The sequence below is a fragment of the Psychrobacter sp. H7-1 genome (assembly GCF_904846585.1).
GTDB lineage: Bacteria > Pseudomonadota > Gammaproteobacteria > Pseudomonadales > Moraxellaceae > Psychrobacter > Psychrobacter raelei.
The window spans coordinates 22,886-45,453 of record NZ_CAJHBH010000023.1; the positions used below are offsets into that span (position 1 = coordinate 22,886).

Below are 22,568 nucleotides of genomic sequence, written 5' to 3' on the forward strand. Positions count from 1 at the left end.
CTTACTCATAAGTGGGTCTTTTTTTTGTTAATTCCGCTCAGTCATGAGTTAAGTTGTACTCATCAGCAGGTTCCAGCTATACTAAAAACGCAAGGTAGTATTTGTGGTATAACTAGTGTCACCCCCCAAGTATGATTTTAATAAAAAATAGGAGTAGCTATGCCTGCATTACGTTCCGATGTTGATCCTGATGGTTTGTTAGAGTATTCAGTAGTTTATACCGATCGTGCTTTAAACCACATGTCAAAAGTATTTCAGCAAGTCATGACTGACTTATCCAGCAATCTAAAGCAAGTTTATGCCGCCGATGCTGTGGCCATTGTGCCAGGCTCAGGCACCTATGCTATGGAAGCGATTGCCCGCCAATTGGCCACAGACAAAGACTGTTTGGTGATACGCAATGGCTGGTTTAGTTATCGCTGGACCCAGATTTTAGAAAAAGGCAAAATTGCCAAATCTGTAGAAGCGCTAAAGGCCCAGCAAGTAGAGGGTGAGTCAGAACAAGGCGCGCCCAATCCATTTGCACCTGTGGCCATCGAAGACGCTGTGGCTGCCATTAAAGACAAAAAGCCTGCTGTGGTATTTGCGCCGCATGTTGAGACCGCCTCAGGTATGATTTTATCTGATGACTACATCAAGCAGTTAGCAGAGGCTGTACATAGTGTGGGTGGATTACTGGTTATCGACTGTATTGCTTCAGGCTGTATCTGGTTAGATATGAAGCAGTTAGGTATTGATGTTCTGGTTTCTGCGCCGCAAAAAGGGTGGAGTAGTACCCCTTGTGCCGGTCTTGTTATGCTCAGCGAAAATGCGGTCTCCCAAGTAGAGGCGACTGAGTCTGACAGCTTTAGCTTAGACTTAAAGCAGTGGCTTAATATCATGCGTGCCTATGAAAATGGTGGACATGCCTATCATGCCACTATGCCCACCGATGGCCTACGTATGTTCCGTGATGTGATGCTAGAAGCCAAAGAAATCGGTTTTGAGGAATTAAAGCAGGCGCAGTGGGAGCTTGGCAATCGTATCCGCGACTTGCTAGAAGACCGCGGTATCCAAAGCGTTGCTGCCGAAGGCTATCAAGCGCCAGGTGTGGTGGTGTGCTACACCCAAGATGAAGAGATGCACAAAGGCCGTGCTTTTGCTGCTCAAGGTATGCAAATTGCCGCCGGTGTGCCGCTACAAGTGGGTGAGCCTGATGGCTTTAAGACCTTCCGCTTAGGTCTGTTTGGCTTAGATAAATTGATCGATATTGATGGGGCAGTGGCGCGCTTTAAGCAAGTGCTAGATAAGGTGCAGCCTGCTGCTTAATTGGCTGATTGTAAGAGTTAAAAAAACGCCAGCGAATCATTCCTCGTTGGCGTTTTTTATAGCGGCTATAAAGTATGGATACTGCCTAAGACTTTACCTTGGGCTCTTCATTGGCCATAGATTGGGCGGCATTACGCAGCTCAAACTTTTGGATTTTTCCGGTGCTGGTTTTAGGAATTTCACAGAAAATCACATGTTTGGGCACTTTAAACTTAGCCAGATGATGACGACAATGCTCAATAACCTGATCACGGGTCAAAGTTGCGCCCTCAGCTATTTCGATGAAGGCCACAGGCACCTCTCCCCACTTATCATTGGAGGCTGCCACCACGCCGCAGCTACTCACCTCAGGCATTTTGTATAAGGTGTTTTCAATCTCAATACTTGAGATGTTCTCGCCTCCTGAGATAATGATATCTTTTAGGCGATCCATAATTTTGATATAGCCATCTGGGTATTTGACGCCCAAGTCACCGGTACGGAACCAGCTGCCTGCAAACGCCTCTTTGGTCGCTTTGGGGTTTTTTAAATAGCCTTTCATAACCATGTTGCCCTTTAAGGCCAGCTCGCCCATCTCAGTTGCATCAGCAGCAACCGGCTCGGTGGTGCCTTGTTTGAATACCTCAAAGCCGCTCATTAAGTGTGACACCACACCTTGACGCGATTTTTTGGCAGCACGTTCTGACACCGAAAGCTGTTGCCATTCATCATGCTCAGCACAGATGGTCACCGGCCCGTAGACCTCAGTGAGACCATACACATGAGTGACATTAAAGTTCATCGCCTCCATCTTCTCGAGCATGGCTTCAGAAGGCGGCGCACCGGCCACAAAGCCTTTCACATTATGGTTAATGGCTTGCTGTAGCTGGCTATCACCTGCTGCTATCATATTATGCACAATGGGGGCGGCGCAGTAATGAGTAATCTGATATTTGGCAATCAGTTTTAGGATTAAATTGGCATCGATTTGACGTAAGCAGACGTTAATACCAGCACGCTCAGCGACTGTCCAAGGAAAACACCAACCGTTACAATGGAACAAGGGTAAGGTCCATAAGTAGGTGGTATGCTTGGGCATGTCCCAATCTAAAATATTTGACAGCGCATTCAAAGTAGCGCCGCGGTGATGATAGACCACGCCTTTGGGCTTGCCGGTGGTACCTGAAGTGTAATTGAGAGCAATGGCATCCCACTCATCGGTGGGATAGATGGTGCCATCAAAGGCTCTGATTGCCTCATCAGAGTCAAATTCACCGCTTTGTAAGAGTGCCTCATAGCTCATTTTGCCAAAAGCAGGCACATCAGGCAGCGTCATGTCGATGGCGTGAATGAGGATTAAGTTGGGGAAGGTTTCTTCTATAAGCTCTACATGATGAGCGTATTCGCTGTCAATGATCAACACTTTGGCTTCGGAGTGCTGCAAACAAAAGGTGAGGGCATTGATGTCTAAACGCGTATTTAGAGTACACAGTACCCCTTGCGACATAGGTACTCCAAAAGCGGCTTCCACCATGGCCGGTGTATTGGGTGCCATAATGGCCACAGTATCTTCTTTGCCAATACCAAGCTTGCGCAGGGCGTGGGCCAATTTACGGCAGCGCTCAAAGGTTTGAGACCAGGTATAGGTAATGGGCGTGTTGACTAAATCATCATAAATGATAGAGGTTTTATGAGGATAGACCGAAGCGGCGCGAGTGAGGAATTGTAAGGGCGTGAGCGGCTGGTGATTGGCCTCGGTTTTGCCTAAACCGGTAGTATAATCGGTCATAAAAGATAGTCCTTTATCAGAAATGTTGAGTTAGGTATCTGAGCATGAATGTCTAAGCGGTCATTGCATACCCTTTGCACGACCCCTCTAAATAAGCTTATGATACAGATAGTTTGTCATTTTTATTGTGATGACAATGAGTGAGTATATGTTAACTCAAATTAGTTGGTCAACTAACAATATCAAATTTGTATTACCCAATATACCGGCTAAGTATAAGTTAATAAATAATTTTTTTATGATTGAGTTGCCGCTTTAGTCCGCAGCTCTTTATAAGAGCTAATTATTAGTTCAGTTAAGTTAAGCAATGTTATCGTTAGAGAACCCGCTACCCATCTGTTACCTAACCATTTAGATAATTTTCCCTTTAAGTCATTGTATATTGATAAGGATATTTTTTATGGCAGCTGCCGCTACCTCAGCCCAACCTTCCATCTCGGTCGATAATGCACAGAATATTTCTGTGACCAATATGGCCTATCCACATATTTTTGAGCCTTTAGATTTGGGCCACACCAGCTTAAAAAACCGTATTGTCATGGGGTCGATGCACACCGGATTAGAAGATCGCTTTTATAACTACGGTAAGCTGGCAGCTTATTTTGCTGAGCGTGCTAAAGGCGGCGTGGCGATGATGATTACCGGTGGTATTTCACCCAACCGTGAAGGGTGGCTGCTGCCGGCAGGTGGTAGTATGAATACTAGAGCGGATGTGATTAATCATCAGCGGTTAACCCGTGCGGTACATCGCCATGACAGTAAAATCATTATGCAAATTTTGCACAGTGGTCGTTATGGTTATCATCCATTTGTGGTATCTGCCAGTCCCTTTAAGTCGCCCATATCCCCCTTTAAACCGCGCCAAATGAGCATTAAAAATATCAAAAGTACCATTGCTGATTATGCGCGCTCTGCTAGCCTTGCCAAACAAGCTGGCTACGATGGGGTAGAAGTGATGGGCTCAGAAGGCTACTTACTGAACCAGTTTTTATCGCGTCATGTGAACCAGCGCACCGATGAATATGGTGGTGATATCAATGGGCGTATGAAGTTTGCAGTCGAAGTAGTCGAGGCAATACGCGAAGCGGTGGGTGAAGACTTTATTATTATATTTCGTTTATCCATGATTGACTTGGTCAAAGATGGCAATGTTATGGATGAAGTCATCACGGTCGCCAAGGCATTAGAGGCGGCTGGAGTGAGTATCTTTAATACAGGTATCGGCTGGCACGAAGCCCGTGTACCGACCATTGTCACCAGTGTCCCACGTGCCGCTTTCGTAGACTATACTGCAGAGGTCAAAAAACATGTGTCCATCCCTGTGATGGCAGCCAACCGCATCAATATGCCACAGACAGCAGAGCAAATCTTGGCGAATGGGCAAGCTGATTTAATTCAGATGGCGCGCCCCTTTTTAGCGGATCCAGACTGGGTCAATAAGGCCAAAAATGGTCAAACCGATCGCATCAATACCTGCATTGCTTGTAATCAGGCCTGCTTAGACCATACTTTTGAAAACAAGCGCTCCACCTGTTTGGTCAACCCCAGAGCCTGCTATGAGACTGAGCTGAGCTATGAGCCTACCAAAAAGCCGAAGAAAATTGCTGTGGTTGGTGGCGGTGTGGCAGGCATGTCAGCGGCGACCATTGCTGCCAAACGTGGCCATGATGTCACCCTTTATGAGGCCAAAGACATCTTAGGCGGCCAGTTCAACTACGCCAAAGTGATTCCGGGTAAAGAAGAGTTCTTTGAAACCACCCGCTATTATCTCAACGAATTAAACTATCAAAACGTTGCCATTAAGCTCAATACCAAAGTGACCAAAGAGATGTTGGACGAGGCCGAGTATGACCACGTCATTATCGCCACAGGGGTAGTGCCACGCAGCTTAGAAGGCAAGCTTGAAGGGGCGGATAATGCTAAGGTGATTAGTTATGCTGAGCTGCTATCTGGCGAAAAAGCTGTGGGTGAGAGCGTAGCGGTGATTGGGGCTGGCGGTATTGGCTTCGATGTCAGTGAGTACTTGACTGCCCGTCATGGCCAGCCACTACATGAATTGGGCCCTGAGACCTTAAAAGACCCAAGCTACCGCCCTGAGCCGCAGTCTGTGACTGACTGGAAGCAAGAGTGGGGGGTCAATACTCAAGCGGATTATCAGACCGATGGCGGCTTAACTCGTCCTGAGAAGATTGTTCCGGCTCGCCGTGTGTATTTGCTACAGCGCCGTGATGGTCGTCTGGGCAAGGGGCTGAACAAAACCACCGGCTGGGTGCACCGTGCCCATATTAAGTCTCATGGTGTGCTACAAATGCCTGGTGTGACTTATGACAAGGTAACCAATGAGGGCTTATGGGTCACCACGCCGCAAGGCCACAGTCAGCTACTTCGTGTTGATACCATTGTGGTCTGTGCAGGGCAAGAGTCAGTCAATGAGCTTATGCCGGCCTTAACAGATGCCAAAGCCAGTACCAAACTAGGTAAGACTGAATACCATATTATTGGCGGTGCGAAATTAGCAGCAGAGCTTGATGCCAAGCGGGCGATACGTGATGGGGCTGAGCTTGCTGCTAGACTATAACGCCAGCTCATAGCTTAATCATAATCAGACACAAAAAAAAGAGGCCGTTAACGGCCTCTTTTTTTTGGCTTTGCGACAACAATGGCTTATCTGGCTAAAAGCTGCGTGCAGCAGCTAGGCGGCAGATTTCGCCAGCAACACTGAATAGAAGATAAAGGTTAGAATGAGCACCACGCCACTGCCATGCTTCATCTCACCTTGACGCTTAAAGGCTATAATTGCCAATATAAAAAGTAGCACGCTGACCATGCCCACCATCATCACATCGCGAGACAAAATCTGAGGGTCAATGTGTTGCATGGGTTTAATGATGGCAGCCAGCCCTACCACACCTAATGTATTAAATAAATTTGAGCCAATGACATTGCCCAGTGCCATGTCATGCTCACCGCGTCTAGCGGCTGCCACACTGGCTACCAGCTCGGGTAATGAGGTGCCAATGGCCACGATGGTTAGACCGATAAGCAGCTCACTCATGCCCCACAGTGTGGCTAATTCAACCGCACCCCAAACGATGGCTCGTGAGCTGGTGATTAATAAACTCAAGCCCAAGATTAAGGTGCCAAAGGATTTGAAAACATTAACCTGCTCTTTGGCTGCCAATTGCTCTGGTAACTCTACTTTGTCCTTGTTACTTCGTAGACTTAACAGAATCTGTATCAGTAACACCGCCACTAAGGCGACAACAAGCACAATGCCATCGAGCCGAGATAAACTACCATCGACCAACTGAATAGCCGCCAAAGCAGTGACCGCCAGTAACAGCATTAAGTCGTATCGAATCACATCGCTACGGATCAAGATGGGGCTAATTAACGCGGTCACGCCAAGTACTAAGGTAATATTGATAATATTAGAGCCATAAGCGTTACCCAGCGCCAAATCTGGACTACCAGCAAACGCTGCTAAAGCAGATACCACAAGCTCGGGCGCTGAAGTACCAATGCCTAAGATAATGACCCCAATCAAAAAACTTGGCATATTAAAGCGCACAGCCAAGCTGGTGGCACCATCAATAAAGGTGTCTGCACTCCAAACTAAAATGGCCAATCCAAGGACAACAGCGACAATCGCTAGGCCCATAAAACACTCCCATACGGATTAATAAAAATAATAGGATAATAAAAATAAAAAATGCTAAGCAAAGTGAATCGCTTAGCATTTACTAAAAGGGGGAATAAAGGGTAGGGATTAAGACACTTGGACCGGAATGATATTGGCCGTATCTTTTACAGTATTGTCTTCATTACAATAGACTAGTTTTGGTTTATGCGTATCGGCTTCTTGCTCATCCATCTGAGCGTAAGCACAAATGATAACGATGTCGCCTAAGTCTGCCATATAAGCGGCAGCACCATTTAATGAAATAATACCAGAGCCGGCTTCAGCACGGATGGCATAAGTGCGAAAGCGCTTGCCATTGCTGACGTTGTAGATATCAATGGATTCGTTTTCACGAATACCAGCTAGATCCAATAAGTCGCCATCTATCCCACAAGAGCCTTCATAGTGCAAATCTGCATGGGTAACGCGGGCACGGTGTAATTTGCCTTTTAATAAGGTCAATAACATAGAGGATTCCTTGAAATAATGGGCCGGAAAAATTGTACGCAAAAAACGTGAGAGCAAATTATACTCATAAAAACAGCACTATTCTGCTATTTTTTGAATAAATTAGCAAAAAGAAAAATACGGAAGGGGTAGTAACTTAATAGCGGCAAATATCAAAAAAATCAATAGCCGCCTTAAGTTAATGTCTATCAATTGGGAAGTTTAAAGCCATTAATTTGACTGCGTGCTTTTTCAATATCGCCTGTTACCATCAACTTTAATGAGGACATAGCGGCGTCTAAAGCAGCTTCAATAGCAATTTGATCTTCAGGAGAGGGTTTAGATAGGACATGGCCACTTACTTTAGATTTATGACCGGGATGGCCAATGCCTATACGTAAGCGGTGAAAGTCATTGCCTAAATGGGGCGTGATATCACGTAGGCCATTATGACCGCCATGACCACCGCCAGTTTTTAGCTTAATACTACCTGCTGCAATATCAAGCTCATCATGAGCGATAAGGAGCTCTTCAGGTTTAATGTCATAGTATTTCGCCATAGGCACAACCGATTGACCTGACTTATTCATAAAAGTCATCGGCAACAACAGGCGAACATCGGTACCAAAGATACGTCCGCGTCCGGTTAAGCCATTGAACTTCTTGTCAGCTGCCAATTCAATATTAAATTGATCGGCAATCAGGGCCACAAACCAAAAGCCAGCATTATGTCGGGTTTCGACATACTGCTGACCTGGGTTGCCAAGCCCAACAATAAGTTTAAGTTGGGACATAGCGTTTTCACTGTCTAGTAAGTAAGGAGGGCCACCCATAACTGATAGCACAAGGCGTATCGGTTGTGAGTGGCGGGCGAAAATTATTCGCCTTTGTCTTCTTCACTACCTTGTTCGGTAGCTGGAACGTCAGCTGCGTCAACTTCTTCAGCATCAGTGTCAACTTCTTCAACAGTTGGGGCCTGCATGTTAACCACAGTGCGGTCAACTGGCTCATCAACGTCAAGTTCGAAGATAACAACACCTTCAGGAAGTTTGATGTCTGTTAAGTGTAGAGACTCACCGATTTCTAGGTTAGACACATCTACTTCTAGGAATTCTGGTAGGTTAGAAGGTAGACATACGATTTCGATGTCAGTCACTAGCGTAGATAAGATACCGCCTGCTTTGATACCTGGTGCTTCTTCACGACCTGTGAAGTGCAATGGAATCTGCATGTTGATCTTCTGACCTTTAACGATGCGCTGGAAGTCAGCGTGCATTGCAAAGCCTTTAGAAGGATGGCGCTGTAGGTCTTTAATAACCGCTAGATGCTCTTCGCCTTCAAGGTTGATGGTCAAAATGTTTGAGAAGAAAGCTTCGTTTTCAAGAAGTTTCCATAGCTCATTTTTTTTGATAGCGATAGCTGTAGGCTCTTCGTTACCACCATAGATAATGGCTGGTACAAGATTTTGCTTACGCAGGCGGCGGCTCGCACCTTTGCCCTGCTGATCGTCGGTACGGGTGATGCCGTTTACCGTGTATAAAATATCACTCATGAGAGTATCCTTGATTAAATAATTTGGTTTGATGTTGTCTTCAAGCTACGCTTGCGACCAACGTGGCCAGACAAACATCGTAGTTTTTGTACCCAAAATAGCCTCAACTTGAGGTTGATACAGATACAAAGGCCGTATTATACGGGTAATGGGCATTAAAATCTAGCACAAAAAAACCGCCCGGCATTAGCGGGCGGTTTTTTTGTTAGTCATCAGGCTGCAGTGATTAGTCGATAGACTCAAACATTGCACTGATAGACTCTTCATTGTTGATACGGCGTAAGCTTTCGGCCAATAGTGAAGCAATGGTCACTTGACGAATTTTGCTGCAAGCCTTAGCTTCATCAGACAAAGGAATACTGTCCGTTACGACCAGCTCATCCAACACAGATTCGCCAATGGTTTTAATCGCATTACCTGATAATACAGGGTGAGTGATATAACCTAATACGCGACGGGCGCCATTGTCTTTAAGGGCTTGGGCGGCTTTACATAGCGTGCCTGCGGTATCTACCATGTCATCAACAATCACACAATCACGGTCTTTTACATCACCAATGATGTGCATAACTTGTGATTCATTAGCACGAGCACGACGCTTGTCGATGATGGCAAGCTCGGTGTTACCGCCAAGCTCTTTGGCCATAGCACGCGCACGAACAACACCACCTACGTCTGGTGACACAACCATTAGGTTGTCGTAGCCTTGCTTTCTAAGGTCTTTTAACAATACTGGCGTACCGTAGATGTTATCTACTGGAATGTCAAAGAAACCTTGAATTTGGTCAGAGTGCAAATCGACAGTCATCACACGATCAATGCTAACGATGTTTAGCATGTCTGCCACTACTTTTGCCGAAATAGGCACACGCGCTGAACGGGGACGACGATCCTGACGGGCATAGCCGAAGTAGGGCATAACCGCAGTGATACGACCGGCACTTGAACGACGCAGTGCATCAGCCATCACCATGATTTCCATCAAGTTATCGTTGGTAGGGGCGCAAGTAGGTTGTAGAATGAAGACGTCTTTACCACGTACGTGCTCTTTAATCTCAACAGCGATTTCACCGTCAGAGAAGCGCGTGACATCAGCACGGCCAAGAGGAATGTGTAAATGATCTGCGACAGTTTTTGCCAGCTCAGGGTGGGCATTACCCGTAAAAATCGCCAGATATGGCATGGTTCAAGTCCTATTTATTTGACTTAGGAGAGGAGCAGTAGAGACTGCACAAATAAAGAAGAAAGTTGAACGTTTAGAAAATGGCAGGGGTAGCTGGACTCGAACCAACGGATGTCAGGATCAAAACCTGATGCCTTACCAACTTGGCTATACCCCTGTAACAGACAAACTTTATCAAGAACTCATGTGCTGCTGTTAAAGTAGCATGTCTCTTGATAATTTACTATCAAAATATTTATAATTTATCAATATTTTGATACTTTTTACTTACTGTCTTCTCGGTTGCGTTCGACGCGAACTATACCGAAAACTAACTAGATATGTCAATAAACTAAGCCATTTAATTTTATAAATACTTGGCTAAGCCTTTGACGAATATGGCAGGGGTAGCTGGACTCGAACCAACGGATGTCAGGATCAAAACCTGATGCCTTACCAACTTGGCTATACCCCTTTATGGGCGAGTTATTATACACAAGAATTTTTCGATTGCAATAGTTTTTCAATACTAATTTAAAAGATATTATTTTTGATGGAAATTACCAGGGTTTAAAACAGCAGGGTGCCCTGCATTTAGATAGTCTTTAAGCAGCCTTTAAATAGCAATTTTGCCAAATTATTCAGGGTTTTGCCCGTTTTTATCTAAACTTTGGGTCAGTACATAATCACAAGGCGCCCCAGCATTGCTAAGGTGATGTGTTATGAGGCTGATTTTGTCAGTAGGTATTGGCAAAAATACACTGCTGCCGGTACCGGTCATACGTGCTTGGGTGCCGGTGAGCGCCTCAAGCTGTCTAAGATAATTGAGTGCCTGATTCACCTCAGGCACCAACTTGGTCACCACCGGCTCAAATACATTGCTAAATGGCGCATTAAGCTGCTGCAAGTAGCAAGATTGTGCCGCTTTTATCTCATCTATGCTTAATGCGGGCACATTGCGCTGCAAGTCAGGGTGGGCAAATAGGGCTTGGGTTGCTGCATGAGCTGCAGGATTTAATAGCAAATATTGATGCTGTGGCAACTTGATGGGGGTTAGCCGCTCGCCGATGCCCTCAGCAATGGCATCTTGCCCAAGCACAAAAATTGGCACATCAGCGCCGACCGTTGCGCCAATCTTGATTAAAGCCTCGATGTCATAATGAAAGCCCCATAGCTTATTTAGCGCTATTAAGGTAGTGGCTGCATTTGAGGAGCCGCCACCAAGGCCTGCGCCAGTTGGTAGAACTTTGTTGAGCGTCACTTCGATAACCGGCAGGTGAGGGGTTACCGCGGGGTCAGATGACCGTGCGGCGGCACTGTTTTGCCATGCCTGTAGCAGCGCCATAGCCGCTTTGATGACCAAGTTGTCCATCACCTGTGCGGTGATGGCCACTGTGCTACTTAAGCGAACCGGTAAGTGCTGCTCATTAATCGGCGCTGTAGGATCGAAGCTGTCTTGGGTGACCAAGAACTCTAGGGTATCACCCCAGTCTAGCAAACGAAACACCGTCTGCAAGTTATGATAGCCATCTGCTCTTTTACCGGTAATGTGCAAAAACAGATTGATTTTCGCCGGTGAAAATAAACTAAGCTTGGCATACGAGGTCATAATACAGTCTTCTTACAAGAGGCTATTAACGTATCTGCTTCAACAGTGAATTGGACGCAAATTTATTGGTTATTTATCGTGCGCTATGGTCAAGATAACTCGGTGACCATCGTTACGCATCACAGTGATTTTATTGGGGCGACGGGTTTGTGCTGCGCTGTCTTTATAATCGAAGCGGGCTATCCAGTCGCCATTTTGTGAGGTCTGTAGGCGCCCTTGTGCGTCGAGCTCACTGTTGCTATCAGTAGGCGCAGGGCGACCAGAAATCCAGTGGCGTAGCTGAGAGATCGGGGCTTGCCAGCCTGTAGCTTGCTGCAATAATTCCTCTGGTGAGGTGGCACTAATCTCACCAGTACGGTCGCTGACTAAGGTTGCGGTATTACCATCATATTCAATCACAGTGTGACCGATGCCCAGTGCGCCAGTGATATCAATGGCAAAGCGCTCATCTTCTTGTGCCCACACATAAAAGGCACTGCCAGATTGTGCAGCGGCAGTTTGTGTCTTAGGCGTGGTAACCCCAATTTTACCGCGAATGCTAAAGCTTTTTAGCAAGTCAGGATACTGAGCATCGCCTGCGGTGACGACCTGTGTGGTATTAACGCCCCCTAACGTCTGAGTGGTCTGGCAGCCCGTGATTGCCACAGCACAAGCGGCTAGGGCTAAACCTGCCCAAGCTTTGGTCATGCGAGGGGTATTGGTAGGCTTAGTAGCGGTAATACTAGTGTCAATCATAGCGTCACTAGGGCGCTGAGTAACAGTAGCCGCACGGCTTGAAAACAGTAGGGTCATAATTGTCCTTAATAAATAAGTCTTAAAAATAAATCCAAAATTGAAGCAAGTGTATAACAATGATAATAAAAACATAAAACTGGGCGCTAAAAACAGCCAATAAGCGCTAAGTTTAGCAAAGCTTTATCATCTGTAAGCGTCTAGATGGTTCGGTTTTTGTGATTTTCACGGTATCGGCGGCGGCCAAATTTATAAGCTTTGTCGATTTATAATTAGGATAGATTGACAGCTGCACGACACATTCATACTAATACGACTGCAAGCGATCACTTAAATCTTGCTGACCGACCGCAAAGCGCTGCTGAATATCATTAAATAAGCTCAGCACTTTATCCTGCTCATCTAAGCCTTGATAAGCGCGCAGCAAAATAATTCCTGAGTCTAGGGTGGGCGAGATGTCATAAGGCCCCTCTAAATATTCAACCACCGCTTGATACTGCTGTTTTGATAGAGCATCAGCGGCTAAGATGTTTAAAGCAGCCAAATAATTGTTTTGCTTAAACATAGGTGAGTCAAAAGGAATCTCTAATATTGACTGCGCCAAAGTAAGCGACTTTGCCACCTCTGTCTCGTCACCTTGCTCAAATAACAATACCGCCAATGCCAAAATATAATCCGGGTTTTCTGGGTTAATCAACAGCAGATGGTCCAGCAGTTCGTGTTTGAGCGCGGTATCTTTTTCATTATCTAACAGTTGTGCTCGGGCAAAAAGTAGCTTGGTATCATCGGGCGCACGCGCATTGGCGTCGGCCAACAACTGCTGCGCTTCAGGCAATTTACCTTGCTGACGTAAGATATCGGCCTGCATGATGGCACTTTCGGGCGCATAGACATCAAATTGATGGCTAAACTGCTGTAAGGTAGCCAATGCTTGATCGGCATGACCCTGTAGCAACTGGATAGACACCAGCTTTTGACGTGCTTTTAACACTAAGTTTTCTTGCATGACTTTGGACAAAAACCGCTCAGCACGCTCGTATTTGTGCTGACGTTCGGCGCTGATACCCAAATAATAATAGGCTTGGTCGATATAAGCGGGGGAGGAGGCCAGCTCAGAGAGCAGCTCATCGGCCTTGGTATAAGCCTCAATATCGATACTGACCAAGGCGGCCAGCAAAGTCACCTCTTCATCATGAAATAAATCATGCGCTACTAATAACAAATCCCAAGCTCCTTGGGTCTGACCCAGCTCAAGTAGATAGCGGATTTCATAAAGATATAAGGTTTTATTATTCTTTAAGCGTTTGCGCTCGCTACTGACAAATTTTAAAACCTTACGATCAGGTTCTAGCTGCTTTAGGATATCGGCTTTTAGCACAATAAAGGGGGCGTTGTTGGGCTGAGACTTCAAGGCACGATTGACACTGACCAAAGCAATATCTGGCTGACCCAAATGTGACATTAGTCCAGCCTGCATGACAAGCAGTGAGGGGTTGTTGTGCTTGGGCAGTCGCAGCAAGGTCTCTAACAAGCGGCGCTGATCGGCCTCGTTATTGGGATAAATACCGATCAAAATCTCGCTCAAATCGGCTTGAGAATCATAACTTAATATCTCAGAGAGTACTTTTCCGGTCAGCTCATAATCACTGGCCTTGAGTGCCAGATGCGCCACATAAAATAAAGCAGGAATATGCTCTGGGTTTTGCTGCTGCCATTTGAGTGCAAAATCTAAGGATTCTCTGGGCGTCTCGTATAACAAAGACAACTCAAGCGCACGCTCAAACACACTGGTGGCATCTTGTTTGAATGACTCTTGTTTATAAAGCGCCAACGCTTGATCAATCTCGCCGCGACTTAACAAAAACTCGGCATTCATCACATTGAGCAGGCTAGGACGGTCTTTGGTTAAGGACAGCCGGGTATTGCTATCTTGTTCTATGGGATGACTGCTGATATCGGGGTCTAAAGCGGGCTGTTCGGTCACCAATTTTCCTGCTCGCGGCTCAGAAGGTGGCTTTCTATCAATAATATTAATAATGGGCGAGAACACTCGGCGGATAGGATCAAGCACACTGGCATTGGCAGAGACTGAGAAAGTCGCCATGCTGGCCAGACTCAATAAAATACATAGCCTTAAAAAGCGCTGGCGGGCACTCAAGCTATTGGCAGCAGGCAAAACTGCATAAGAGGTCTTAGTGGGGCTTAATCGGTCATTTTGAGGGCCATTTAAGGGTTGGCCGATATCATAAGAGGAAGTGTTAGATGTGCGCTTGACAAAAAAAGGCTGTGACAAGCCATTAAACAGCCGAGTGCGCCCACTAGGGCTGCGTTTGGCAGCTTTACTACGTTTGGCGGCCGTACTGTTAAGGGCAGGATTTGTTTTGGTTGACTTAGATTTAACGGCATTATGCAAGCGGGCTTGAGCGCCCCGAAAACGATTTTCGACCCTTTGGGCTAACGCTTTAGATGAATCAAACTTACGCGAGAAAAGCATAATTTTCCGGTTGCTATGATAAAGAGTTAAGTCAAAAGCGCCGCTTATTGATTAAGCTAAGCCTGCCCAACAGCTGACAGTATAAGTTATCTATTATAATCAAATATGATAGGGGCTAATAGTATCGATAGCGTATCAAGCTTGTTATTTTTGACGCTGCCACAACCACTGTGCTAAGTCGATTAAGCTGCTATTTTTATCAAAATTATCATCGATGGCTTGAGTTGCCGCCAAAAATAATGACTTGGCATAGTCGGTGGCAGCCTCTACGCCCATCAATTTGACATAAGTCGATTTGTTAAGTCCCTCATCACTGCCAGTAGGCTTGCCTAAAGTATCGGTACTTGAGGTGACATCCAATATATCGTCTTGGACCTGAAATGCTAAGCCCACATTACTGGCAAATGAAGTAAGGGCTTGGTATTGAGTGTCATTGGCATCAGCGCAGGCGGCGCCCATTAACACCGCAGCCTCAATTAACGCCCCAGTTTTATCGCGGTGAATGGCCTCAAGCTGAGGCTGACTCACTTGTTTGTTCTCAGCATTTAAGTCCAGCATCTGACCTGACACCATACGGCGGGCACGGGGTGCAAAAAGGGTAAGTAAGCTGGCCGCTTTGTCATTGGATATGGGCGCAAAACCAGGCAAGTCAGCGCTTAAAGCTTCAAAAGCCAAGGTCTGCAACACATCGCCGGCCAGCAGGGCTGTCGGCTCACCAAACTTAATATGGCAAGTGGGACGGCCACGGCGCAAGTCATCGTCATCCATACAAGGCAGGTCATCATGAATTAGTGAGTAGGTGTGCAAGAATTCAACCGCTAACATGGCACGGCGACAGTTGTCATCAAAGAGGGGTAAGGTGTCGATTGTGGCCGCCTGACTACCGGCAAGCACGGTAAGATAGCCACTGGCCACTAGCAATGGACGCACTTTTTTGCCTTGCCCAGTCATGGCATAGTGGCAGGCCTCATGTAAGGGGCTAGGCAGATTGGCATGATTAAGCAGGGTCTCGATATCCGCTTGTAAGGTAGAGATGACCTGTTGGCTGAGAGTGTCAAAGTTGAGGTGCTGATTAGTCATAAAAGCGGACCCGATAAACAAAATTAGGACGATAAGAGAAGGTTAGGAGGCGTAGTTTACCATGAGAGGGAGAAATTTAGCGTAGCCGCTGGCCTTTACCCACGACCAATTACAATTAAAAACGGCACAGATAAGGCGCAGTTAAGTTACCAATGCCGTACGTAGCAGCTTTTGACAATCGTAACACGCACATCCATTATAGAAAATATATGACCTATGAGTCAGTCATTGCGCTGTGACAGCGGGGGGTTAAATCCCCTACACTAACCGGCGTAGAGATTGTAGGAGCAGATAGAAACGGGCAACCATATAATAGAAATTTAATACAGCTGCCCCGCGTTTAGTGCTATAAAATCAAGACATGTATGATTCAATCCATTCCCTGACCTACATTGACCTAAGTTTAGATTCTGAAGCAAACACTTGCTGTCAGGACTGAAAAAAAAGCGCTATAAAATAACAAGGAGATTTACATGATATATCAAGGTAACCGCATTACGGTATCGCTGTTAGACGACGGTATTGCTAACATGCAATTTAACGCCGAGGGTGAGAGTGTTAATAAGTTTGATGCCGAAACAAATAAGCAGTTCGATGAAGCTGTGAGTGCCTTAGAAAAAGCAGATAATGTAAAAGGTTTAATTGTTACCTCAAGTAAAGGCGTCTTTATCGCGGGTGCTGACATCACAGAATTCGTGGGTCATTTTAATAAAGAAGCAGCTGAGATTGAAAAGTGGATCGTTGACATCAACGGTGTATTTAACCGTTTTGAAGACCTGCCATTCCCGAAAGTTGCGGCCATTAATGGCGCAGCATTGGGCGGCGGCTGTGAAATGACTTTGGTTTGTGAATACCGTGTCATGGGTGACAAAGCGCAAATCGGTCTACCAGAGACTCAGTTGGGTATCTTCCCAGGCTTCGGTGGTAGCGTGCGTACACCTCGTGTTATCGGTATTGATAATGCAGTAGAGCTGATTGCAACCGGTAAAGCACAAAAACCTGCTGAAGCGTTGAAGCTGGGTCTAGTAGATGCTGTGGTAGCACAAGATGACTTACAAGAAGCGGCCGTGGATCTGGTCAAAAAATGTATCGCAGGCGATCTTGATTGGCAGGCCAAACGTGAAGAGAAGCTTCAGCCTGTTAAACTAAACCAGCTTGAGCAGACTATGGCATTTAGCACTGCTAAAGCGGCCATCTTTGCCAAAGCCAATCCAAAACAGTACCCAGCGCCTGCCATTGCAATCGAAACCATCGAAAAGCATGTCAATCTAGGCCGTGATGAAGCGATTAAAGTAGAAGCAGCCGGTTTTGCCAAAGCGGCGAAGACCCCACAAGCAGAAAGCTTAGTGGGTCTGTTCTTAAATGATCAAACGGTTAAGAAGCTTGCCAAACAGCACACCAAAAATGCACATGACATCAATGAAGCGGCGGTACTTGGCGCTGGCATCATGGGTGGCGGTATTGCCTATCAAGCGGCTTCAAAAGGCTTGCCAATTATCATGAAAGACATCAAGTCTGAGCAATTAGACTTAGGTATGGGTGAAGCCAGCAAGCTATTAGGTAAAATGGTTGAGCGTAAGAAAATGACCCCAGCTCAAATGGGTGAAACGCTAAGCCGTATCCGTCCTACTTTGAATTACGGCGACTTTGGTGAAACTGACATCGTGATCGAAGCGGTTGTTGAAAATCCAAAAGTAAAACACGCGGTACTAAAAGAAGTAGAAGGCTTAGTAAAAGATAACGCCATTCTTGCCTCTAATACCTCAACCATCTCAATCACCTACTTAGCCACTGTGCTTGAGCGCCCAGAGAACTTCGTGGGTATGCACTTCTTTAACCCAGTACATCGCATGCCGCTAGTGGAAGTTATCCGTGGTGAAAAATCATCAGAAGAAGCCATTGCAACCACGGTTGCGTTAGCTCAGCGTATGGGCAAAGTGCCTGTTGTGGTCAACGACTGCCCAGGTTTCTTAGTCAACCGCGTATTGTTCCCATACTTCGGTGCGTTTGACCTGCTATTAAAACAAGGCGCTGACTTTGTTCATGTTGATAAAGTTATGGAGAAATTCGGCTGGCCTATGGGTCCTGCCTACCTAATCGACGTGGTGGGTCTAGACACTGGCGTACACGGCGCAGAAGTGATGGCTGAAGGCTTCCCAGATCGCATGAAGCCAGATTACAAAGGCGCTATCAAGCATCTGTTTGAAAACAACCGTCTGGGTCAGAAAAATGGCGTTGGCTTCTACAAATACGAAAAAGACAGCCGTGGTAAGCCTAAGAAGACTGCTGACGACGCCACTTATGCACTGCTTAAAGACACCACTGATACAGATACGCAGCAGTTCGATGATCAAACCATCATCGATCGTATGATGCTGGCCTTCTGTAACGAAACCGTGCGCTGCTTAGAGGACAACATTGTTGCGACGCCAAGCGAAGCGGACATGGCGATGATTATGGGTGTGGGCTTCCCTGCATTCCGTGGTGGTCCATGCCGTTACATCGACCAAGTTGGCCTTGATAACTACTTAGCGCTATGTGAGAAATATGCACACCTAGGCAAAGCGTATGAAGCGCCGCAGAAAATCCGTGATATGGCAGCGGCTGGCGAGACATTTTACCCAAAAGCCTAATACGATAAACGGTTAAAACAATTTAATTAGGGCTTATGGCAATAATAGCTTTAACAACAGAGTGCCATTTATTTGCACTGTCTGACAGATAAAGCCAGAAGTTTAATACCTGAATTTATTTGCGTAAGTCCTAACAATAATAAAGATTCAAGGAGTATTACATGACAACATTAAGTCCAAAAGACGTGGTCATCGTAGATGGCGTGCGTACCGCAATGGGTAAATCTAAGAACGGTATGTTCCGCAACGTTCGTGCTGATAGCATGTCAGCTGAATTGGTACGTGCTTTGGTTAAGCGCAATGACTTTGATACCAATGAAGTAGAAGACATTATCTGGGGCTGTGTTAACCAGACCCTAGAACAAGGTATGAACATTGGCCGTAACATTGGTTTATTGGCTGATATCCCTAAGACTGCCGGTGGCCAAACCGTTAACCGTCTGTGTGGCTCATCAATGCAAGCCCTACACACCGCTGCCGCTCAAATCATGACCAACCAAGGTGATGTATTTATCATCGGTGGTGTTGAGCACATGGGCCACGTGGGCATGATGCATGGTATCGATATTAACCCAGAAGCCTCTAAGCATTATGCAAAAGCCTCTAACATGATGGGTTTGACCGCCGAAATGCTCGGCCGTATGAATGGCATCACTCGTGAGCAGCAAGATGAGTTCGGTTATGAATCACATCGCCGTGCTTGGGCAGCCACTCAAGCGGGTCGTTTTGATAACGAAATCATCGGTATTGAAGGTCATGACGCAGAAGGCCGCCTACAGCTTTGTACCGTAGATGAGGTGATTCGCCCTGATACCTCAATGGAGTCATTGGCTAAGCTACGCCCAGTATTCGATCCTGCAAACGGTACAGTAACCGCAGCCACGTCTTCTGCATTATCAGATGGTGCTTCTGCGATGCTGGTGATGAGCGCTCAAAAAGCCAAAGACTTAGGTCTTAAGCCACGTGCCCGCATCCGCAGCATGGCAATCGCTGGCTGTGATGCCGCTATCATGGGTTATGGCCCAGTGCCTGCCACTCAAAAAGCATTAAAGCGTGCTGGCCTAACGGTTGAAGACATGCAAACCATCGAGCTAAACGAAGCGTTCGCCGCTCAAGGTCTGTCAGTACTTAAAGCGCTAAACTTACTTGATAAGCGCGACATCATCAACGTTAATGGTGGTGCCATTGCTCTAGGTCACCCACTGGGCTGTTCTGGTGCGCGTATCACTGTGACGCTACTAAATGCGATGGAGCAAATGGATACTGAAATTGGTCTGGCCACTATGTGTATCGGTCTGGGCCAAGGTATCTCTACTGTGATTGAGCGTGTTTAATCCTTGATTTTAAGTGATTAGATGGCTGTTTTGCAGTAGCAGACGTTAACCATTAGCGTCTTGTATAAAAAGCACCTCTGACGTAATGTTAGAGGTGCTTTTTTAGGACTTACATTAAGCCATACACATACTGCTTTCGCTAAAAGGTAATACCTTATGACTGACAATAAAAATCCCTATCGCAAGTCAGCGCTTGCCAAGCTATTTTTAATCTCAGCGGTGGGCGTGGGCCTTAGTCTCATATCTAGTGCCAAATTGGCATCGAGCACTGTGGCACACAAAGCGGGTCAAGATGCTATCACGCCAAAAGTATTGGTGGGCAAGGTGACCAAAGGCTTGGAGCAATTTAGCTTTACCAGCGAGCAAGGGGTGCAATATCATATCTCAGACCCAAGTCATATCTTGGACGACTTGGCCAAAAAAAGAGGGGTGGTCGATAATTTTTATACCCTAAACCGAGTCCGAGTCAAGGCGGTGATTAGTAAGGCCGGTAATTATGGTCATATGGGCTATTATGAGCGTCAAATTAGTATTGTTGGTATCGCGGATGATTAACGCGGCTTTGTATTTTAGGTTCAGCATAGTGGCAACTCTAAATTTGCTTCAAATTACAACAAGTGTGCACCAAAGGGTTTGACCCGATGACACTAATATGACTTAATAGAGACAGGTATTTTTGTCCCCAACAACACAAGGAGTGCGTAAGTTTCATTATCTAGCGTTATCTAAATTTATCACGAGGCTATACAGTATAAGGGATTGGTGATAATATCCATTATTAGGCATTAGCATAAATTGGCTACCATTAACCATATAAATGGCTACCAAAACGGCTACCAAGAATTAATGACTTAATGATGGTGAGATATGGCAAAGACACTCAAAGGGCTAACCACAGTTACCCAGATAGATAAGGCAATAAAACAGGCTATTAAAGATGCCAAGCCCACCATTAGCCACTCAATAGCAGGCTATAAAGGCCTTGAATTGCGAGTAAGACCCCATTCAAATGGAATTACAGCCACAGCCGACTTTAGGCACCGCTATACCCACCCAGTAACAGGTAAACGGCCATATATGACAATAGGCCAATACCCCGCCATAACTTTAGAGCAAGCCCGCCAAGCCCATGCTGATAATATGCGCTTATTAGCCCAGCATATAGACCCCATAACCCATAGAGAAAAGCAGCGCCAAGCTAAAGCCAATGCTATGAATAATAGTTTTGAGAATGTGGCAAAAAGCTGGCTGGCTTATATGACCTCAAATAAAAGCAATAGGTTATCTGACTCTACTATTAGAGAATGGAACCGTTTTTTAAGTCACCCTCTTAAAGCTTGGGGTAAGGTGCCTATTAATGAAGTAACCACCCCTATGGTTTTAAGCTTATGCCGTGAAATACAGAAAGAACATATTCAGACAGGGGTTAGAGTTAGGGGGATATGTGATCGTGTTTTCTCTTATGCCATTGGAGCGGGCATGATTGAGGTTAACCCCGCCTTGCAGGTGAAAGGGCTATTACTGACAGCACAAGCCACCCACCAGCCAGCTATCACTAACCCCAAGGACTTTGGCAAATTGTTGCGTGATATAGATGCCTTGCCAGATAGAGACGACCGCACCGCATTACAGTTAATAGCCATGCTTTATACCAGGGTAAGCGATATGTGCGAAGCGAGGTGGGCGGATATAGACCTTGAGGCAGCCGAATGGACATTACAGCCTAAGAAGGGCAAAGGGCGTGCTGATATGGTAGAAAGCTTAATCATTCCTTTACCAAAGCAAGCGGTGGCGATCTTAAAAAGACAATATGAAAAAACTGGCATGTATGACTATGTTTTTTATAACCATAGACGCAGGAATAGACCATATTTAGACCGCTACAAGATAAATCACACGCTTACCAGTGCAGGTAAAGGGTACGCAGGTAAGCACGTGCCTCATGGCTTTAGGGCATCTGCTATAACAATGATCCAAGAGCAGCTTAAATACCCTAAATATTTACCTGACATGCAATCAGGCCACAAGCTTAAAGATAATAACGGTGAAGCCTATAGCCGTGTTAGGTTCCTAGATGAACGCAGGGAAATGATGCAAAAATGGGCGGACTACTTAGACAAGCTTAGAGCAGGTGAGAACGTGATACATGCCAGCTTTAAGCACCCAATACAAAAGCATGGGTAACCTCATGTTTTAATGACCATGCAAGGCTAGGATTAATTACCCGAACGGCTGCTATTTACACACCTTTAAGCGGCCACCGCCTTGCACCTTATTTTAGTTAAAGGTGTGGTAAAGGTGTGTAATGAGTATTTTAATTGATGAGTTAGAAGCGCGGAAAAATGATTATATTTTAGTAGCAGATGTTATAAATACTATGGCAAATGCGACTAATAGCGCACCTGGTGAGGTGGTCAAATATCTTGATGCCCATAATATTGATGAAAAGTTAGCCATACTTTATATGGACGAAAGCTATCACTTTGAACCTTACAATGGCTATTTTCTAAGTTTAGGTAATGATGCCAATATAACCTACTTTCAAAAATCTGATGTAATGGCGTTCGAGCCAATTACCAAACACGGCATTTTTGAAAACAACTTAGTTAATAAAAAAACACCTAATGATGATAAAGGCACCTTGAGCTATGCTGAAGAAACCGTACAAGTAAACTTGGTAAACTAAGCATATTAATCGGAGCTTATCATGGTCAAGAAAATAAGAACCTATAGCACAGAATTTAAAGCTGAAGCCGTTAAGAAGATA

17 protein-coding genes and 2 tRNA genes are annotated in these 22,568 nt (G+C 45.7%); 7 read left to right on the forward strand and 12 right to left on the reverse strand.

The genetic code is table 11. From position 1 onward, the window contains the following. The first annotated feature begins 159 nt into the window (after positions 1-159). Positions 160-1,308, forward strand: a complete 1,149-nt coding sequence (locus JMX92_RS08200) for an aminotransferase class V-fold PLP-dependent enzyme (protein ID WP_201545097.1) — start codon at positions 160-162, stop codon at positions 1,306-1,308. Between the two features lie 85 nt (positions 1,309-1,393). On the opposite strand, the gene JMX92_RS08205 is transcribed toward JMX92_RS08200, so the two are convergent. Then, entirely contained in the window at positions 1,394-3,076 is a 1,683-nt protein-coding gene (locus JMX92_RS08205) for an AMP-binding protein (protein ID WP_201545098.1), read from the reverse strand. Positions 3,077-3,548: 472 nt separating this feature from the next. Here JMX92_RS08205 and JMX92_RS08210 point away from each other — a divergent pair, with 472 nt between their 5' ends. Next, positions 3,549-5,654: an NADPH-dependent 2,4-dienoyl-CoA reductase gene (locus JMX92_RS08210; protein WP_201545131.1), complete on the forward strand. Its 2,106-nt coding sequence runs from the start codon at positions 3,549-3,551 to the stop codon at positions 5,652-5,654. 114 nt (positions 5,655-5,768) lie between these two features. On the opposite strand, the gene JMX92_RS08215 is transcribed toward JMX92_RS08210, so the two are convergent. The 11 genes from JMX92_RS08215 to JMX92_RS08265 form a co-directional block, all read right to left on the reverse strand. Further along, positions 5,769-6,737, reverse strand: coding sequence for a calcium/sodium antiporter (locus JMX92_RS08215; RefSeq protein ID WP_201545103.1), 969 nt, complete (start codon positions 6,735-6,737; stop codon positions 5,769-5,771). A gap of 108 nt (positions 6,738-6,845) precedes the next feature. Beyond that, on the reverse strand, positions 6,846-7,226 hold the full coding sequence (panD, locus tag JMX92_RS08220) for an aspartate 1-decarboxylase (RefSeq protein WP_011961321.1): 381 nt from the start codon (positions 7,224-7,226) through the stop codon (positions 6,846-6,848). A 188-nt stretch (positions 7,227-7,414) separates the two neighbouring features. Beyond that, positions 7,415-7,999: an aminoacyl-tRNA hydrolase gene (gene pth / locus JMX92_RS08225; protein WP_041773826.1), complete on the reverse strand. Its 585-nt coding sequence runs from the start codon at positions 7,997-7,999 to the stop codon at positions 7,415-7,417. An 83-nt stretch (positions 8,000-8,082) separates the two neighbouring features. Next, a complete protein-coding gene (locus tag JMX92_RS08230) occupies positions 8,083-8,757 on the reverse strand; it encodes a 50S ribosomal protein L25/general stress protein Ctc (RefSeq protein ID WP_155587554.1) in 675 nt (224 codons plus the stop codon). Between the two features lie 226 nt (positions 8,758-8,983). Next, positions 8,984-9,940: a ribose-phosphate pyrophosphokinase gene (locus JMX92_RS08235; protein WP_011961318.1), complete on the reverse strand. Its 957-nt coding sequence runs from the start codon at positions 9,938-9,940 to the stop codon at positions 8,984-8,986. 81 nt (positions 9,941-10,021) lie between these two features. Continuing rightward, a tRNA-Gln gene (locus tag JMX92_RS08240) sits at positions 10,022-10,097 on the reverse strand. 221 nt (positions 10,098-10,318) lie between these two features. Next, a tRNA-Gln gene (locus JMX92_RS08245) sits at positions 10,319-10,394 on the reverse strand. A 162-nt stretch (positions 10,395-10,556) separates the two neighbouring features. After that, positions 10,557-11,528 (reverse strand): 4-(cytidine 5'-diphospho)-2-C-methyl-D-erythritol kinase, encoded by a 972-nt coding sequence (ispE, locus tag JMX92_RS08250; RefSeq protein WP_201545105.1) that lies wholly within the window; start codon positions 11,526-11,528, stop codon positions 10,557-10,559. Between the two features lie 69 nt (positions 11,529-11,597). Next, a complete protein-coding gene (gene lolB / locus JMX92_RS08255) occupies positions 11,598-12,320 on the reverse strand; it encodes a lipoprotein insertase outer membrane protein LolB (protein WP_227675319.1) in 723 nt (240 codons plus the stop codon). 247 nt (positions 12,321-12,567) lie between these two features. Further along, positions 12,568-14,754, reverse strand: a complete 2,187-nt coding sequence (locus JMX92_RS08260) for a tetratricopeptide repeat protein (RefSeq protein ID WP_201545107.1) — start codon at positions 14,752-14,754, stop codon at positions 12,568-12,570. A 144-nt stretch (positions 14,755-14,898) separates the two neighbouring features. Further along, on the reverse strand, positions 14,899-15,834 hold the full coding sequence (locus JMX92_RS08265) for a polyprenyl synthetase family protein (RefSeq protein ID WP_201545109.1): 936 nt from the start codon (positions 15,832-15,834) through the stop codon (positions 14,899-14,901). A 473-nt stretch (positions 15,835-16,307) separates the two neighbouring features. On the opposite strand from JMX92_RS08265, the gene fadB reads away from it, so the two are divergent. The 5 genes from fadB to JMX92_RS08290 all read left to right on the forward strand — a co-directional run bounded on the left by fadB (position 16,308) and on the right by JMX92_RS08290 (position 22,487). Continuing rightward, positions 16,308-18,467, forward strand: coding sequence for a fatty acid oxidation complex subunit alpha FadB (fadB, locus tag JMX92_RS08270; RefSeq protein ID WP_201545116.1), 2,160 nt, complete (start codon positions 16,308-16,310; stop codon positions 18,465-18,467). A gap of 161 nt (positions 18,468-18,628) precedes the next feature. Continuing rightward, a complete protein-coding gene (gene fadA / locus JMX92_RS08275; protein WP_011961312.1) occupies positions 18,629-19,801 on the forward strand; it encodes an acetyl-CoA C-acyltransferase FadA in 1,173 nt (390 codons plus the stop codon). 156 nt (positions 19,802-19,957) lie between these two features. Continuing rightward, positions 19,958-20,356, forward strand: a complete 399-nt coding sequence (locus JMX92_RS08280) for a hypothetical protein (protein WP_011961311.1) — start codon at positions 19,958-19,960, stop codon at positions 20,354-20,356. 312 nt (positions 20,357-20,668) lie between these two features. After that, positions 20,669-21,985 (forward strand): tyrosine-type recombinase/integrase, encoded by a 1,317-nt coding sequence (locus JMX92_RS08285; RefSeq protein WP_201545125.1) that lies wholly within the window; start codon positions 20,669-20,671, stop codon positions 21,983-21,985. 121 nt (positions 21,986-22,106) lie between these two features. Beyond that, complete coding sequence (locus JMX92_RS08290; RefSeq protein WP_201545127.1) at positions 22,107-22,487, forward strand: hypothetical protein; 381 nt, start codon at positions 22,107-22,109, stop codon at positions 22,485-22,487. Positions 22,488-22,568 lie beyond the last annotated feature (81 nt).